This window comes from Paenibacillus sp. FSL H3-0286, from assembly GCF_045040705.1.
Lineage (GTDB): Bacteria > Bacillota > Bacilli > Paenibacillales > Paenibacillaceae > Paenibacillus_AQ > Paenibacillus_AQ odorifer.
Window position 1 is genome coordinate 5,986,439 of the sequence record NZ_CP150285.1, and the last position, 16,214, is coordinate 6,002,652.

At 44.2% G+C, this 16,214-nt stretch carries 16 protein-coding genes and 1 other annotated feature; of the genes, 6 read left to right on the forward strand and 10 right to left on the reverse strand.

Annotated elements, in window-relative coordinates; genetic code table 11:
• Positions 1-3: 3 nt before the first annotated feature.
• The 6 genes from MHB37_RS26715 to MHB37_RS26740 all read right to left on the reverse strand — a co-directional run bounded on the left by MHB37_RS26715 (position 4) and on the right by MHB37_RS26740 (position 7,424).
• A complete protein-coding gene (locus MHB37_RS26715; protein ID WP_038573189.1) occupies positions 4-489 on the reverse strand; it encodes a DUF456 domain-containing protein in 486 nt (161 codons plus the stop codon).
• Between the two features lie 58 nt (positions 490-547).
• On the reverse strand, positions 548-1,315 hold the full coding sequence (locus tag MHB37_RS26720) for a Cof-type HAD-IIB family hydrolase (protein ID WP_339188426.1): 768 nt from the start codon (positions 1,313-1,315) through the stop codon (positions 548-550).
• A gap of 76 nt (positions 1,316-1,391) precedes the next feature.
• Entirely contained in the window at positions 1,392-3,497 is a 2,106-nt protein-coding gene (locus MHB37_RS26725) for a penicillin-binding protein 2 (protein ID WP_076308837.1), read from the reverse strand.
• Between the two features lie 31 nt (positions 3,498-3,528).
• Positions 3,529-5,604 carry a penicillin-binding protein 2 gene (locus MHB37_RS26730; protein ID WP_254848804.1) on the reverse strand — a complete coding sequence of 692 codons (2,076 nt, stop codon included), beginning with the start codon at positions 5,602-5,604 and terminating at the stop codon, positions 3,529-3,531.
• Positions 5,605-5,777: 173 nt separating this feature from the next.
• Entirely contained in the window at positions 5,778-6,923 is a 1,146-nt protein-coding gene (locus tag MHB37_RS26735) for a transglutaminase domain-containing protein (RefSeq protein ID WP_076281937.1), read from the reverse strand.
• Between the two features lie 63 nt (positions 6,924-6,986).
• The gene (locus MHB37_RS26740; RefSeq protein ID WP_076127990.1) at positions 6,987-7,424 is read right to left on the reverse strand and encodes a hypothetical protein; all 438 of its coding nucleotides are present in this window, start codon (positions 7,422-7,424) and stop codon (positions 6,987-6,989) included.
• Between the two features lie 270 nt (positions 7,425-7,694).
• Between MHB37_RS26740 and MHB37_RS26745 the strand changes: the two genes are divergently transcribed.
• Complete coding sequence (locus MHB37_RS26745; RefSeq protein WP_076127992.1) at positions 7,695-8,882, forward strand: MFS transporter; 1,188 nt, start codon at positions 7,695-7,697, stop codon at positions 8,880-8,882.
• A 133-nt stretch (positions 8,883-9,015) separates the two neighbouring features.
• Positions 9,016-9,363, forward strand: a complete 348-nt coding sequence (locus MHB37_RS26750) for a DNA primase (protein WP_036685586.1) — start codon at positions 9,016-9,018, stop codon at positions 9,361-9,363.
• Positions 9,364-9,458: 95 nt separating this feature from the next.
• Here the strand turns inward: MHB37_RS26750 and MHB37_RS26755 are convergent, their stop codons facing one another.
• On the reverse strand, positions 9,459-10,076 hold the full coding sequence (locus MHB37_RS26755) for an SCO family protein (protein ID WP_036685589.1): 618 nt from the start codon (positions 10,074-10,076) through the stop codon (positions 9,459-9,461).
• A 23-nt stretch (positions 10,077-10,099) separates the two neighbouring features.
• On the reverse strand, positions 10,100-11,032 hold the full coding sequence (cyoE, locus tag MHB37_RS26760; RefSeq protein WP_036685285.1) for a heme o synthase: 933 nt from the start codon (positions 11,030-11,032) through the stop codon (positions 10,100-10,102).
• A 232-nt stretch (positions 11,033-11,264) separates the two neighbouring features.
• Here cyoE and MHB37_RS26765 point away from each other — a divergent pair, with 232 nt between their 5' ends.
• Positions 11,265-12,266 (forward strand): metal-dependent hydrolase, encoded by a 1,002-nt coding sequence (locus tag MHB37_RS26765; protein ID WP_036685288.1) that lies wholly within the window; start codon positions 11,265-11,267, stop codon positions 12,264-12,266.
• 105 nt (positions 12,267-12,371) lie between these two features.
• The gene (locus tag MHB37_RS26770) at positions 12,372-12,560 is read left to right on the forward strand and encodes a hypothetical protein (protein ID WP_036685291.1); all 189 of its coding nucleotides are present in this window, start codon (positions 12,372-12,374) and stop codon (positions 12,558-12,560) included.
• Between the two features lie 2 nt (positions 12,561-12,562).
• Here MHB37_RS26770 and trpS read toward each other — a convergent pair whose 3' ends face one another.
• On the reverse strand, positions 12,563-13,549 hold the full coding sequence (trpS, locus tag MHB37_RS26775) for a tryptophan--tRNA ligase (protein WP_036685592.1): 987 nt from the start codon (positions 13,547-13,549) through the stop codon (positions 12,563-12,565).
• A 63-nt stretch (positions 13,550-13,612) separates the two neighbouring features.
• Positions 13,613-13,852 (reverse strand) — a binding site (T-box leader).
• A 134-nt stretch (positions 13,853-13,986) separates the two neighbouring features.
• Between trpS and MHB37_RS26780 the strand changes: the two genes are divergently transcribed.
• A complete protein-coding gene (locus MHB37_RS26780; protein WP_076184767.1) occupies positions 13,987-14,961 on the forward strand; it encodes an aldose 1-epimerase in 975 nt (324 codons plus the stop codon).
• Positions 14,962-15,162: 201 nt separating this feature from the next.
• Positions 15,163-15,393 (forward strand): alpha/beta-type small acid-soluble spore protein, encoded by a 231-nt coding sequence (locus MHB37_RS26785; protein ID WP_036685295.1) that lies wholly within the window; start codon positions 15,163-15,165, stop codon positions 15,391-15,393.
• A 153-nt stretch (positions 15,394-15,546) separates the two neighbouring features.
• Here the strand turns inward: MHB37_RS26785 and MHB37_RS26790 are convergent, their stop codons facing one another.
• The gene (locus MHB37_RS26790; protein ID WP_405168697.1) at positions 15,547-15,957 is read right to left on the reverse strand and encodes an O-methyltransferase; all 411 of its coding nucleotides are present in this window, start codon (positions 15,955-15,957) and stop codon (positions 15,547-15,549) included.
• Positions 15,958-16,214 lie beyond the last annotated feature (257 nt).

The window sequence follows — 16,214 nt, forward strand, 5'->3', positions numbered from 1 at the left end:
AAATTAAAACCGGGCGACCCATATAAAAAAGAGGACGACCATAATTACCTGCAACACGATTTTGACCAAGGTGCTGCTAAATAAGCCGAGTATGGAGCCAACACTTACCTTAGCAGCTTTAGACGGGGAAGATCCCACAATCAATTCTCCAATAAAAGCCCCTAGAAATGGTCCAATGATAAGACCAAAAGCTGGAATAACAAAAGGTCCCAAGATCAGCCCGATCGTGCTCCCGATAATCGATGAACGTGAGCCGCCAAATTTTTTGACACCCCACGCTCCTACAACATAATCAGCAACAAAAAGAACTACAACGATCAGTGTTTGAATAATCCAGAACCAAACCCCAAAGGGCTCAAAAGAAAAGAACCAGCCGTATACAAAAAAGGCAAGATAGATCGCTAACGCACCCGGCAGTATAGGATACACAGCCCCTGCCAATCCTACAGCAAACAAAACAATGATAAGAATCCAACCCAGGATCGTCAATTCCTTAACCTCCTACTAGCATAATGCTCCATGGATTCACTTCGCAGTACTGCTTTTATTATTTGCTGCCTACAGAGGCTGCAGCTTCGGTAAAGATATACTTTTGGATGACCTCGGCAATCCCGTCTTGATTATTGGTCGCCACCACAACGTCAGCCTCTTGTTTAACCGTCTTTTGCGCATTGCCCATGGCAACCCCAAGCCCAGCCTGCTGGATCGCCGCCAGATCGTTAAGGCTGTCGCCCACAGCTACAACTTGCGACATTTCTATTCCCAGCAGCTTGCAGACTTCCTTTATTCCTGCTGCCTTATTCACGCCTAGAGGATTAATCTCCAGATTGTGCGGAGAAGAGTTCGTAATCTCCAGTCCACCCATATCTTGAAGACGAAGCAACAGCTTATGACGAAGCTCATCATCTTCAGTGTGATAACCGAACTTAAGCCATTCTCTACCCGTTACATCCCCATCCCAGTTATCCTGTTTAAGAACTTCGTCCAGAGAATAAGCCCAGAACCAGATGTCATCTGCTTTTGCAAGATCATACATTTCTTGTACCAGCTTGGGATCCATTAGTGATCTCCGGTATATTTCATTTGGCGCTCTCCACACCTCACTGCCGTTCACAGTGATCATCGGTGTCTCTAAACCTAGCTGCTCTGCATAGGGTAAGGCACTTACAAATGCCCGGCCTGTCGACAGACAGACATGAACGCCTGCGTTGACCGCCTTTTGAATCCATTCCACCGTTGTGGGTGTAATTATCTGTTCATCATTCAGTAGGGTTCCATCCATATCCAATGCAAGCAGGCGGTATTTGGCAATCATTTGCCACCCCTCCATTCTTGTATGCTCTCATTTGAGAAGCTGTTTATTTTTTTACATCTTAGCCATAGGGTCAGAGTTACTCGGTACCTGTAGTCTCTCCCTCCTTCGCATTATCATTAGTATTATTGCCAGACTGGAGACTTTTCTTTGGAACTCCATCAAGGCCATATTCCCAATCATAGGCATCAAATATTTTACGTGCGACTGGTGCCGCACTTTGTGAACCAAAACCACCTTCAGGGATTACAACCGCCACAGCCAACTTAGGATTATTACGTGGAGCATATGCAATAAATACCCCATTATCGCGAATTTCACCCTTAGCTACTTGCTGAGAGGTTCCCGTCTTACGGGCAAAGTCATAAGGGAAATCAGAAAAAGCACTAACTTCACTTCGCATCCCCTGCTTAATTTCATTCCAGTAGGACTTATCGAAGTTTGTTACTTCATCAAGCACCTCACGTTTAAATTCTTTGATTATATTTCCATCTGCATCAGTAATCTTGCTAACCAGTTGAGGTTTAATCCGCTGTCCTTCATTAGCAAGTGTTGTAACATACTGCGCAAGCTGCATTACTGTATAACTTCCTTGTTGTCCGAAAGAGGCATAGACCAGTGCGGACTGCGCACTACCAGCAGCTTCTATATTGGTATAGTTTCTTTGACCCAAGAATTCATTTGGCAGGTCAATTCCCGTAGATACACCAAGGCCGAACTCTTTCATATAGACATCCCAGATGTCTATCCCCTTGCTTTTATATTTGTCATACAATCTTTTACCGACCATATCGACCATAAATGCATTCGAGGATTTCTCAATGGCTCTAGCAGGATCCAAAGAACCATATACGTGGTTAGAAGAGTTTCTTACCTTCGTTTCATGCCCAGACTTACCAAAAGTCGCAAAACCTCTATCCTGATAATAAGAAGAAGTTGAAAACAACCCTTCATTCAGGCCCACGAGTACACTCAAAGGTTTAATCGTTGAACCTAGAAGCAATACAGATCTTAGTCCGTTCCCTGAGGTTCCTGAAGAAATAGGAGTTATCGTGCCGTTCTGATAGTTATCCATAATACTGTTCCAGACATCTGCAGATAAAGAACCCGTTGTCCAAACATTCGTATCATAGTCAGGCATACTCGCCATAGCAACAATATTGCCAGTATCCACTTCCATCGCTACTGCATATCCCGTTAAAGCATTCGGATGCGTTCTGCCTTGTACGGTATTAGAGTGCAACCATTTGAGCTGATCTGTTATCGCCTGTTCTGTCTTCATCTGAACGTTCTTATTAATCGTTGTCCAGATGTCATTTCCTTTGACAGGCGGAACGACACGCTCAATTTTCTCCGCCATATTCTGTGGATTGACGGAAATTTCCTGATAGCCGTTTTGCCCGCGAAGCTCACGCTGATATTTCAGCTCCAGCCCATCGAATCCAACAAATTCATCATCCTTATACGTTAGCCCTGGCTCCGGATTGTTTTTCATAGCACTTAGAATGTTTTTATAAATATTAAGACTGTTCGCGGATTTGAAGGGTTTGATATAACCAATCGTCTGTACAGCAACCGTATCTTTATCGTAATGACGAATGCTCTCCTCGACAATCTCAAGCCCCGGATATTCTCCTTTATGTTCCATGAAATAAGCAACTTCTTCAGTAGTCAGATCAGCCTTAATTCGCCGTGCCATAAAGCCAAGTGATTTACGGAAATATAAATCCAACGCATCAATTACATCTTTCTCCGTCATCTTCTCTGCATTTGGATCCCCATATTTATTGAAATCAGCTACCAGCTTGGCTGCCAATGCATCAGACTTGGCCTTAGCCTCTGGGGTCAGCGTTGTTTTACCGGTGACTTTATCTGTTTCCTTAGCCGTATACTCTTTATTGAGTGTGATATACAGCGATTGAACAGGTGTGGAATAAGCTAGCTTCTCACCACCTGCAGCGTATATAACCCCTCTCATGGAAGCTAACGGTACATTTTTAGTATCTCTACTCGTCTCTACCTCAGTTAAAGTTGGACCTTCCACGAACTGCAGAACAGCTAGTCGGATGATGATTACGCAAAATATAACGAACGTGCTAAAGAAAAACACGTTGAGTCGCAGGCCAATGGAACTTTTGCTGCTGGTCTCGTCAGGAGGTGAGGCCTGCTTACGGAAAAAACTCACAGTTTTTCTCTCCTTTTTCTCTAATTTAAGCTTATTGTTCTTGAACGGGATCTGCCACAGGTGGAATATTCTTCTTCGGAACCCCATCCAGCCCATATTCCCAATCATAAGCATCAAAAATCTTACGGGCAACCGGAGCTGCACTATTGGAGCCAAAGCCGCCTTCCGGAATCACAACCGCTACAGCCAGCTTCGGATTCTCACGTGGAGCAAAGGCAATAAAGACCCCGTTATCACGGTTTATATTTTTTCTATCCGTTTTTTCAGAGGTTCCTGTCTTACGGGCAAAATCATAAGGAAAATCGTCAAAAGCACTAACTTTACTGCTCATTCCCTGTTTGATTTCTCTCCAGAACGATTTATCAAAGGTTACGCTATTAAGCACTTCTTTTTTAAATTCCTTAACCACCTTACCTTGCGCATCAGTAATCTTACTTACAAGCTGCGGTTTAATTCGAACACCTTCATTTGCAAGTGTAGTAGCATACTGGGCAAGCTGTAATGTAGTATAACTGCCTTGCTGGCCAAAAGATGCGTAGACGAGCGCGGCCTGTGAGCTCCCTGCAGCCTTGAAATCTGTATAGTTAATCTGACCTGGTGATTCACCGGGAAGACCGCTTTGTGTTGACACACCCAGTCCGAACTTTTTCATATATTCGTCCCAGACCTCTACACCTTTATCCCCCAGGTATTTCTTGTATAGTTGCTTTCCGACCATATCTACCATAAATACGTTAGAGGATTGCTTGATAGCATCAGCCGGATACAGTTTTCCATAGACGTGACCTGATGAATTTCTAACCGATGATTTATCATCCTTACCGAAATAGGTAATCCCCACATCGGGATAGGTGCTCGAGGTGTTAAAAAACCCTTCATTTAAACCAATTAATACACTTAACGGTTTAATGGTCGATCCCAAGAATACAAGTGAGCTAAAATCATGACCCGATCTCCCGGAAGAATTCGAGGTAATTGTACCATTCAGATGATTATTCATAATTTTATTCCAGACAGATGTAGGCAGCGAGTCCTTTGTCCATACATTCGAATCGTAATCAGGCATACTCGCCATAGCGACAATATTCCCAGTCTCTACTTCCATTGCTACTGCATAACCTGTTAAAGCATCAGGATGAGTTTCGCCTTGAACAGCATTGGTATGCAGCCATTTAATCTGATCCAATATAGCCTGTTCAGTCTTCATCTGAACATTCTTATTAATGGTCATCCAAATGTTATTGCCTTTTACAGGGGGAACGGTCTGTTCTACCTTCTCCGCCATATTTTGAGGAGTGACCGAAATGACCTGATAACCATTTTCTCCGCGCAGTTCGCGTTGATACTGCATTTCCAGACCGTCAAATCCTACATATTCTTCCGTTTTATACATAAGTCCCGGTGAAGAATTGTCTTTCATTGCACTACGAATATTTTTGTACATCGCTATGTCTTCGGTTGATTTAAAAGGTTTACCAAAACCCACCGTCTGCACAGCTACCGTATCTTTATCGTAGTGGCGTACACTTTCTTCCACAATGGTAATACCTGGATATTCATCCTTATGTTCCATGAAATAAGCTATTTCTTCTGAAGTTAGCCCTGCTTTTATACGACGCGGTACATAACCCAGATACTTTTTAAAGTCCAGATCAAGTAAATCCAGCACGTCCTGCTGCGTTAACTTAGGGGCATCTGCACTTCCATATTTCTCAAACTCCGCTACTAATCTTGCTGCAAGGTCATTAGACTTATTTTTCGCTTTTTCCGTTAGTGAGGTTTCACCCGTTACTTTATCGGTAGTTTTAGCTGTATATTCCTTATTTAGGGTAAGATAGAGCGACTCAACAGGTGTAGAATAGGCTATCTGCTCACCCCCGGCAGCAAAAATAATCCCTCGCATGGCTGCCAGCGGAACAAACTTCGTATCCCGTTTGATCTCTTCTTCTGTCAGCAAAGCTCCCTCAGTAAACTGCAAACCTGCAAGACGCACAATAATGATACAAAAAATAAAAAAAGTGCCAAAGAAAAACAGATTCAATCTCAGACCTACAGAATGTTTCGAAGATTTCCCGTCCGCAGGCGGGAGCTGCTTCCCAAAGCTCACCAGCTTTCTTCCCTTCTATATAAAAATAATGTCTGAATTGCCTTAGCCAGCGACATTGCTCTTATAATGAAGGTGATTTCTAAGAAGCTGATTGTGAGCATTGCACTCGCATTTGTGTTAGAGCGGTTGGTATGAGTTTATTGTACCACACGGAAGGAGTGCGGCGCCCTCACTCAGAGTGCGTTCTCCCTAATATGCGTATCGTCAAAATCCTTCGGATTAAACCAATCTCCACTGCTCGCCCAAGTGGGATCCAATGGAATCCAAGCTTGCCGGTCACTTATATAAACTTCATTCCAGGCATGTGCGCCATACCCGCCTCGACCATCATAGCCTTGACCCGTTACAACGCGCACCTGCAATCCTTGGGAGCGGGCCATTACAGCGTAAAGACGGGCATAATCAATACATACCCCTATGCGTGTGTCGAAGGTATCCTGCGGGGTCTGTTCATGCCAAATTCTATTTTTTTCATAATTTTCCGCTTTGGCGTAATCATAAGTTACTCGTGTTCCTACCCAATCATACAGTAGTCTGGCTTTCTTCTCGTCTCCTTGCGCTTGTCCAATAATATCTTCAGCCGCACCCACAATATCTTGTGGAATGTCATGATCAATAACTTCATATTTTCTGCGCAGGATATCATTCATCTCAGCTGCAACGGTCTTCGTCAGAATAGGCAGCTTTTTCTGCACGGTCTCCCCAACAAAGGGCTCAAATACAGCGGCAGCGCTTTGACTGTAGATCGGAGAAGATTCCACATAACGGCTAAATTGACTTTCTGGATTTAGGCCAACACAAATGAAGAGAGCAAGCACAATAATTAAACCACGAGTCAAGCCTATAATTAATCCTATGATAGCTCCGCCCATACGGCTTACTTGCGTAATCTTTCTGTCCTTAAATGTCTTGGTGCGCCGTAGCTGATGGAATGGGAGCAGCATAGACAACAATCCCAGAAGCATGCGAATTAAGATATAAGAGAGCAATAACAACAATAGAAACCGCACCAGCGGCGATTCCGCCAGCACAGACACAGCCGTATAATAAATTTGCTGCCACTGGGTCAGCTGTTTATCAGGCAGACTTATTCCTGCTGCCCAAGTCTGTACATGAGGATTGAGATAAGCCGCAGCAGGAATGGCCAGCACCAAAGAAGCTATTGTATACAGTCCTGTTCCCAGCAGACCGAATAATCTTCCGGTAGCACTTGAGAACCCTCTGCTCCAGCCTTGCAATAGTGAAAAGACTACTACCAGCAGGAGGGCGATGGAGATGATATTTGCATCACTCAGACTAGTCAACCAACCGTTTATCATATCCAATCTCCCCTTTCAGTCGCCCGCTTGCTTGTTTTTGATAATGATTTAAACTGAAGCCGTTTATTGATGTTTCCGAGCTTCCTCGATAAATGTTTGTGTGGTATCAGTAATACTCCACTTCCCAAGACTAACTCCGCGGAAAGTAACCTCTACCTTATCTTCGCCAGTAGTACCTTTCACTTCAATATTCGGAGTTGTGATCGTAAATGTTCCGTCACCATTTGAAGTGTACTTCGCATCCTGCGCCTCTTTAAGCATAACCTCTTGTGCTTCCTTCTTCACCGTACTTACCGTTCCATCTGCCACCTTATTCACAGCGTTACCAATTTGGTCCATTGTCACACCACTATAGATGAATAGACCTACAACGATAATAATGACAATCGCCCATTTCAACATCGTTTTGACCAAATTAACAACCGCGAACAACAGGATGAGCGCAATAACAATAACTAACCAATTCTCTCTAATAAACTGTGACCACACCTCTGGATCCATCAACCTCACAACACCCCTATCACCTAGTTTCGTCCTAAGGATTATCTCCTCTATAGACATGACGCCAATATTAATTATTATACATGAATGCCCATCATAATTCATGGTTCCACAGCCAGAGAAAGGTATACCTGCTTATAGGAATTAAAAAAGCGGTATAAGCCCTCTCTGTCCCACGTAAAGTACAAGTAGTTGCTTAAATTTGATCTTCTTAAAATCCGCCTTCCTGCATTAATCTTTATTGTAGGTGGCTCTCGGAGGTGTTTCCCTGTGAAAACTGCGCTGTGGCTGTACCTGTTTCTTTTTCTGGCGTTTTTTGATTTACATGCACAGTATCCTATTCTAACGCCCTTTGCCATCTCTCTTGGTGCGGGACCCGCCTTTATTGGCTGGATGATGGGCATGTATTCGTTAACCCATCTTCCTGGCAATTTGCTCGCAGGCGTACTCGTCGATCGTAATGGCAGCCGCCGCTACATCGTCTTTAGCCTTGTTACTGCGGGAGCCATTCTACTGCTGCAGGCTCATGCTCAGCTTCCGTGGCATTTGCTGATGCTACGAGCAGCAAGCGGGTTCGCGCTCGCCTTCCTCTCTCCAGCGTGCATGACCTTGCTGGCTTCATTATCATCTGATGCTACTGAGCAGGGGAAATATATGTCCGGACATGGTATCGTTCATACCTTAGCTTCAGTGGTATCCCCGGCAGCGGGGGCCTTTATCGTAGCTAAAGCTGGCTATTCCGGCACCTTCACCACATTGGGATGGCTGCTTATCGCTACAGGCATCATGGCTTTTTTCAGTGTACCGGCGCCTGCCCGGCGTTTAGTACGCCCTGTAAACTCTGCAGCACCTCCTTTAAAAAAACAGGATCTTCCTTCGGTCCCTATATCCGATGCCAATCCAGTTTCCAAACGTTATTATCTGCTGCCTTTTTTCGTTTCTTGTTCACAAGGGGTTCTGTTTTTTGAACTTCCTCTATCTCAGACCGGAAGTAATAGCATTGTTTCCACAGGCATTCTTTTATCGCTCCTTAGCTTAGGGGCTTTGGTAACACTCAGTTTGTTCTTCCTGAACCGCTTTTCCCCAGGAGGAAGAATAGCCGTGGCCTTGCTAGGTATGGCCCTTTGTTTTTTTGCGCTCGCCTCACTTCACAGCATTCCCGCTTCCGTTATTCTCTTTATGCTGGGTGCAGCCAAAGGAATATTATTTCCTGCAATGGCATCGCTCTTTATTAGTCTAGGTGGACCAGGACGTATGGGACGCACCTTCTCCATGCAGTCGATAGCCATGTCACTAGGCGCATTCGCAGGCCCTGTGGCCGCAGGACAATTAAGAGCCGTTGTTTCGCCTTATTTCATTGCCTTTCTATTGCTGATGGTTGCACTATTACTGCTTCCGCCAAAAAATTCAACCAAGCTGTCTACCTACTCTTCCAAATGGAATGGGCGGGCCGCATGATTTATTGTTTTTACGACATTTCCCGGGGAATGAAGATTTTCCTGTAGAAACAGTTGTTAAAACTGCTCCTCCTTCGGTAAACTATAATGAGTCTGTAAGTTCAGACTTCATTTCCGGAGGTGATTGTCAGCAAATGTCCATTACGATTATTGTCGAAGGCAAAAACGATCGCAGCAGATTACGACGCGTGCTGGTACCGGAAGTCGAAATCCTCTGTACCTTTGGTACATTAAATACGCTCAAACTCGAGTCCCTGCGACAAAAAGTAGGAGATGGAGAAGTATATCTTTATATGGATAACGACAGTTCAGGCAAAAAAATACGCGGGATTCTCCGCGATGCCTTTCCCGATGCCGGTCACATCTATACGCGCCGGGGTTATGCCGGAGTGGAAGGCACTCCAGATGAATACAATATTAATCAGCTTGAAAAAGCGGGTCTGGAAGAGTTCATCATTTACCCTGAACCCATTCCTTTTTGATTCGCGATATATTGCCTAAGAAATTAAAAACGCCTTTTTCGTTATCCTTCAATAAATGGGATTCGAAAAAGGCGTTTCTGTTATGCGGTTATGTTCTATTCACGAGCCAATTCATTCAGCCTATCGGCAAGAAATTCAGGCGTTATGTTATCCGTATCCCCTGCGTCATACAATGCACGGAGACGATTGTCTCGATCAACCAATGCTATGCGATTGGCATGTACGAAATTTTCTTTACTATTCCCTGCAATTAGTACTTTAAAAGAATCAGTTGCCAGCTTACGAATGACTTCCTGATCCCCCCGTAAGAAGTACCAACCCTTATAATCTGCCTGGAAACGGTCCGCAAAGCTTTTAATGGCTTCACGCGTATCATTCTCTGGATCAAAAGAAATAGAGACGAACGCCGTATCTTTTCCAAAGCTGCCATCGTCGACCAGAATTTTCTGCGTCTGAGATAACAGAAACGTAGTTATAGGACATACATCCGGACATTGTGTGAAAAAAAAGTATACCAGCCGTGCCTTACCTTGTGTATCAGCCAGAGTAATCTGGTCTCCATCCACATTTTCAAGTGAAAAGTCCTGCACTTCTCCGATTACCGGCAGTTTTTCTTTTCCTAAATTCAAAGAATTAACTGCCAGATAACCAGCCATTACCAAAGCAAGCAATAATAGAATCCAGGTCCATTTATAACGCTTAAAGGTCTGCACGGACAATAATACCCTCCCTCTTCTTAACCGTGAATCGTATTCAATACAAGTACGATCAAACTTACCGTTAGGTAGTTAATGGAGAAGAGGAAGTTCTTCTTCGCCCAGACTTCGTCATCTTTTGCTGCAAAGCCCATCAAGGTTATGATTAACCAAGCCAGAGACAGCGCTGTTGAAATCACCAGATAAAAAATGCCCGCATAGTCGTAGGCGTACATTAACACTGGAATAGGCAGCAACAGTGCTACATAAGGAATCATTTGAAACTTCGTACGACGTGTTCCTTTGACTACAGGCAGCAGCGGAAATCCAGCGGCTCTATATTCTTCTTTACGTCTAATCCCGAGCGCCCAGAAATGGGGAGGTTGCCACAGAAACAACATCGCAAACATCAGCCAAGCCCCTAGATCAACTGTTCCTGTAACTGCAACATAGCCAATTACCGGTGGCATAGCTCCAGAGATCGCACCTACTGAAGTGCTCCATGTTGATGTCCGTTTCAACCAAAGGGTGTATACTACAACGTAAACGAACATCCCTACAATCCCGAACAGACCGGCTAAAACTCCGGAAAAAGCAAACAGCACAATCAAGCCCGCAATTCCAAGCCCAATAGCATACAGCAATACGGTTTTGGGTTTCAGTCGTCCTGTAGGAAGCCCCCGATCGCGCGTTCTTTCCATCTTCATGTCCAGGTCACGGTCGAAATAGTTATTAAAAACACAGGCCGAAGCCATAACCAGCATTGTACCGAGCAGAGTCAGAACTAATCTGCCGTATTGAACATCCCAACCTGAAGCCAGCCAATATCCTGCAAAGGCAGCGATGAGGTTAGATCGGATAATACCGGGTTTTGTTACGGTAATGAAATCACGCCAACTTGCACCTTCCGGTGGAGATTTTGCAGACATAGCTGCAGAATCGGAAGAAGCTTGAAATGTTATATGATTATCCACACCAAATGATCCTCCTTCTAAACGAACTTCTAACGTTCTAGCCGAAGCACTAAATAGACTTCGCTGTTAACTTTATCATATCAAACCCGAGGAGACTTTGACAGTCATGGCACAGTATGTTCATGAATTTGACAATTACGTGACAATATTTATTTCCAGCCCGTTAATAACCTAAGCTGTATTTGGGTAATTATTAATAATGTACTTCCGAACAACAAAGGAGAACTGACCAATGGACACCGCTACACATTTAGTTATGGGCATAGGGTTAGCCGGACTTTCATTCGTAGATCCTGTCGTTGCTTCTGACCCTAAACTGGCCGGAGCCGTTATGCTGGCTACGATTTTAGGCTCACAAGCTCCTGATGCCGATACCGCATTAAGACTAAAGGACAATGCAATATATATTCGTAATCACCGGGGAATCACACACTCCTTGCCTTTTCTAATTTTGTGGCCCGCTCTGATTGCCCTAGTCTTAGGGCCTCTGTTTGGATTTACTGATTTGGCAGCTTTAAGCCATGTTGCACTCTGGGGTTTCATAGGCGTAGGCGTGCACGTCTTCTCTGATCTGTTTAACACCTATGGAACCCAGGCCGCCCGTCCATTTACTGAGAAATGGATTGCCTGGAATATCATCCACATTTTCGATCCATTTATTTTTGGCAGCCATATCGCAGCTATTCTACTCTGGATCACTGGGATTGTGCCGCCCAAACCTTTATTTATTACGCTTTATGCCTGTACCATTCTTTATTATATTTGGAGAACAATTGTTCATGCCCGCCTTACACGAAACATCAAGCTTAAAGATATACACCATAATGCTGGTGAACGTTATATTGTAATCCCTACAATTTCACTTAAACGCTGGAACGTAGTTAAAGTGAAAAAAGACGGCAGCTATGACGTTGGACAGCTACTGAACAACCGCCTGGAATGGTTCAAACATGCGGTCTGCTCGAATCATCCCGCTGTGGAAATATCCAAGTCGCATCCAGATATTCAGTCCTTTCTATATTTCACCTCTTATGCGGTTGCCGAAGTGGAGGAGCTTCCTTCAGGATATATGGTGCGCTGGGGAGACGTTCGTTATTTACACCGCAAACAATACCCTTTTGTGGCTGTATTAGTTATGGATAACCAATATAAACCTTTAAATACTTATGTAGGCTGGCTTAGCAGTGATAAGCTCGACAAACGATTTTCCATCGACCCTGGTTCTCTACGATGAAACTGTAGACTTACTGAGAGATCTATTCTATAATCACAAAAAATCCCGGAGTATTTTATAATACTCCGGGATTCATTTTAGCAGACACGGAAAGGAAGGCTCTTAATGGGTAAAGGACTCTCACTTTGGTTCGCTTGTTCTTCTATTCTTATTCTCACTGCCGCTTCAATCGCGATCAGCTATAGCTTCTGGCTGGCACTTCTGCTTGGTTTTCTTTGCGTAATGAATATTGGCTGGGGATTTATCCTCAAAGCCAGAATTAGACGCAAACAGGAAAGCTTAAGCTCTGACTAAGATTAACGAGCTGGCAGAAAGCCCATCCGCTCTTTTACGCCATTCAACGTCTCAGCTGCAACAATACGTGCACGTTCAGCACCTTCAGCAAGAATATCAGTGATCGCACCTGAACTGCGAATTTCATGATATCTTTGTTGCAAAGGCTCAAGTGTGGATACAACCACTTCCCCAAGATCCTTCTTAAAGCCACCATACATTTGTCCTTCATAACGATCGGCAATTTGCTGGAGGGACATCCCAGAACATTCCGAGTAAATACTCATCAAGTTACTAATCTCTGGCTTGTTAGCCGGATCAAAGATCACTTCACGTCCAGAATCAGTCGTTGCGCGGCTGATTTTTTTACGGATCACATCCGGCGAATCCAACAGGGCAATATAGCTGCCTGCATTCGGGCTGCTCTTGCTCATTTTTTTAGTGCCATCATCCAGAGACATAATGCGTGCGCCCACTTCAGGGATATACGGTTCAGGAATCGTAAAGAATTCGCCAAAACGGTTATTGAATCGGCCCGCTAAATCACGGGTCAACTCCAAGTGCTGCTTCTGATCTTCACCTACTGGCACAAGATCCGCATTATAAACAAGAATATCTGCTGCCATTAAAGAAGGATATACGAATAGGCCCGCGCCAACTGAATCCTTACCTGATGATTTATCTTTGAACTGTGTCATACGCTCAAGCTCGCCCATTGCCGTTAGCGTAGTCATGATCCAGCCCAATTCCGCATGCTGAGGCACATGAGACTGCATATATACATTCGAACGCACAGGATCAATTCCTGCCGCGATAAAGAGTGCAGCTACAGCTTCAGACTGCTCACGCAGTGCCGCAGGATCTTGAGCAACGGTGATCGCATGCATATCGACAACCATAAAGAAACATTGATGATCGTCTTGCAGCTTCACAAAATTTTTCAGCGCTCCGATATAGTTACCCAAAGTTAGAGAACCGCTCGGTTGTATGCCTGACATTACTTTTTTCAACATAATATAGACCTCCGTTAGATGTAATTTCCGATTTCCGAGAACGCAAAAAAAGCCTCATCCGCAAGGGACGTGAGACCGTGGTGCCACCCTTATTCGCTGCTTAACCTTTGTATAGTCAAAGGGAAACAGCCTTAGTCTTCCGTTAACGGGGAAGATCCGGCCGGTCTACTAGGGCATCTTGCTCCCGTTCAAGCGCGGCGCTCAGGGGTCCATTCATCAGGAGTGTCCTACCGGTTCGCATCAACCACCGGCTTTCTGAAGGTGCATTTCCTGTCTACTTGTCCCCGTCATCACATTCTCATCATAATTTAATGCCTTCATCATAGAACCATAAAGAGAAGTTGTCAAATCACTTAACCACTTCCGCATAAATCTGTTATGATAAGGTTATCCATGTTCTATTCGATTACAGTTACGATAAAGGAGCATATCTCATGAAACAGGTGACCAAAGGGCAGTGGGGCGGTTATGATACTTATATTTTGCACAGCCGCGAACTGGAAGTCACGCTTTTGCCGCGACTAGGAAACAACGTGATTTCATTGTTTGATGTAAAGGAACAACGGGAAATTCTGCGGCGGCCTGATGAAAGCGATCAAGCTTTCTTTATGCAAAAACCTTACCATTTTGGCATCCCGCTCTTAATTCCACCCGGAAGAATTCGTAAAGGAAAATTTCAATTCGAGGGTACAAGTTATCAATTTGACCAGAATACCGCTGGTGACAATCATATCCATGGTCTACACCGGACTCAATCCTGGTGTGTCAGCGATATTGAAGAAGACGAGGACGGTTGTGCAGTCACTACTGAATTCCTTACTGAAGATGATCCGCACTGGATGGAGCAATTTCCCATTCCACTCAAATTCGAAATGACATTCAGGCTTCAGGATGCCCGGCTCAGCCAGACTTTAAAGGTTACAAATCTCGGCGATCACCGTATTCCCTTTGGGATCGGTTATCACACCTGGTTTATGATCGATGGAGAACCTGAACGCTGGAATCTCAAGCTGCCCGTAAACAGCATTTATGAACTAAACGATGAATTGCTCCCTAGCGGCAATCTAATTCCACTTGGTGATCTAGATTCACTAAACTCTGGAATCAACCTCCAGGGAACTAATTTTGATACTGCTCTACGTATTGGTGACAAGCAGCCCGTAGAAGCCTTGCTATTACGCGATGATGGTTATGGTCTTCGTTATACAGCTGACGAGAATCATTTCCGTCACTGGGTCCTGTATACCAAAGGACCGGCCGATCAATTTCTGTGCATCGAACCTTACACCTGGCTCCCGGATGCTCCTAACGTTTCAGATGACCCTTCCTTCACGGGCTTGCTGAAGGTAGAACCAGGTCAAAGTCTTGAGCTGTCCACTATGCTGGAAATGATCTATCCCGAGAATTAAAGCAGATATACATTATATCGGTCTTCCCTTGCGTTTACGTAAGAGAAGGCCGATTTTTTGTGCGAGCTTAGTTATTTAGGCTTTCCTACCCTTACTTTTAATCGACTAATAATTACCATCCTTAAAACCTTTCGATAGCATGCATGAATTAGCCTCTTAGCGCTCATACTATCTTCACAACGGGCGAAGGAGGTGACACACATGGGTCAAGCAGGTCAAGGTCGTAGCAGCCGTTCCAATAACCTTGTAGTTCCTCAAGCAAATGCAGCGTTGCAACAATTGAAATATGAAGCAGCACAAGAGCTTGGAGTAACGATCCCAGCTGACGGTTATTACGGGAACTACACTTCCCGCGAAACTGGTTCTTTGGGAGGTTACATCACTAAACGTCTAGTACAACTGGCAGAACAACAACTGTCCGGTCGTCAGTAACATCGTTATCTTAAGTGTTTTATCCGGCAGAGGTCTTAAAAAGCCTATTGCCGACTAGCTTTCAAACCTCTCACACTTCTTCCAGAAGCTGTGGGAGGTTTTTCTAATTTATAGCCTATAATCCCAGCTGCAAACAATTTTTATGTAAAACGTTTAACTTAAAAATTGATCAGCACTCTCGGCGTAAGCATTACGGGGAGATCGAATCATCAGATTCGCCATATTATAATTAGACTCCAGCGTAGCATCTACGATTAGCTTTCCCTGTCTTATAGCGAACTCATAGCTGATCTCACCATAAGTCCAACGGCGTTTGTATTTCAGACTCTCCAGTGCCATTAGACGAAAAGAAGACTGCTGGCTCTCCGTTATTCCTTCCTTCACTTCTGTGAATCCACCCCCCCGACCGGCTAAAGGATGATGACGTATGCCGAATTTGCCAATGGTATTATTTCGTATTTGCACAAATACCGTACCGGAAGATAGTCCTGACAATTCCTCTTGCAGTTCCCTAAACACCAAATCCATCTGTCTTGCTAATGATAGCTGTTCTGTCTTAAGCATATCTTTCCTCCTAAAAGTTTTGTGAGCTTAGCTACTTCGAGTTTACTTCGTACAAATCGGCTTAGTAAGCGCTTACTTAAGCTTTTTGAGCTGAGCTCATTTGTCTTCCATGCAAGCCTTTTATAAGGCTCAAGGCTCATTATAGACCCCTTAAATACGTCAAACAACATTATTCTACAAAATTGGGTTATTATCCCTAGTAATGCGCAAAATTCATGGATCATTCGTATATTAATTTTTATAAACCGGGGGTTTTC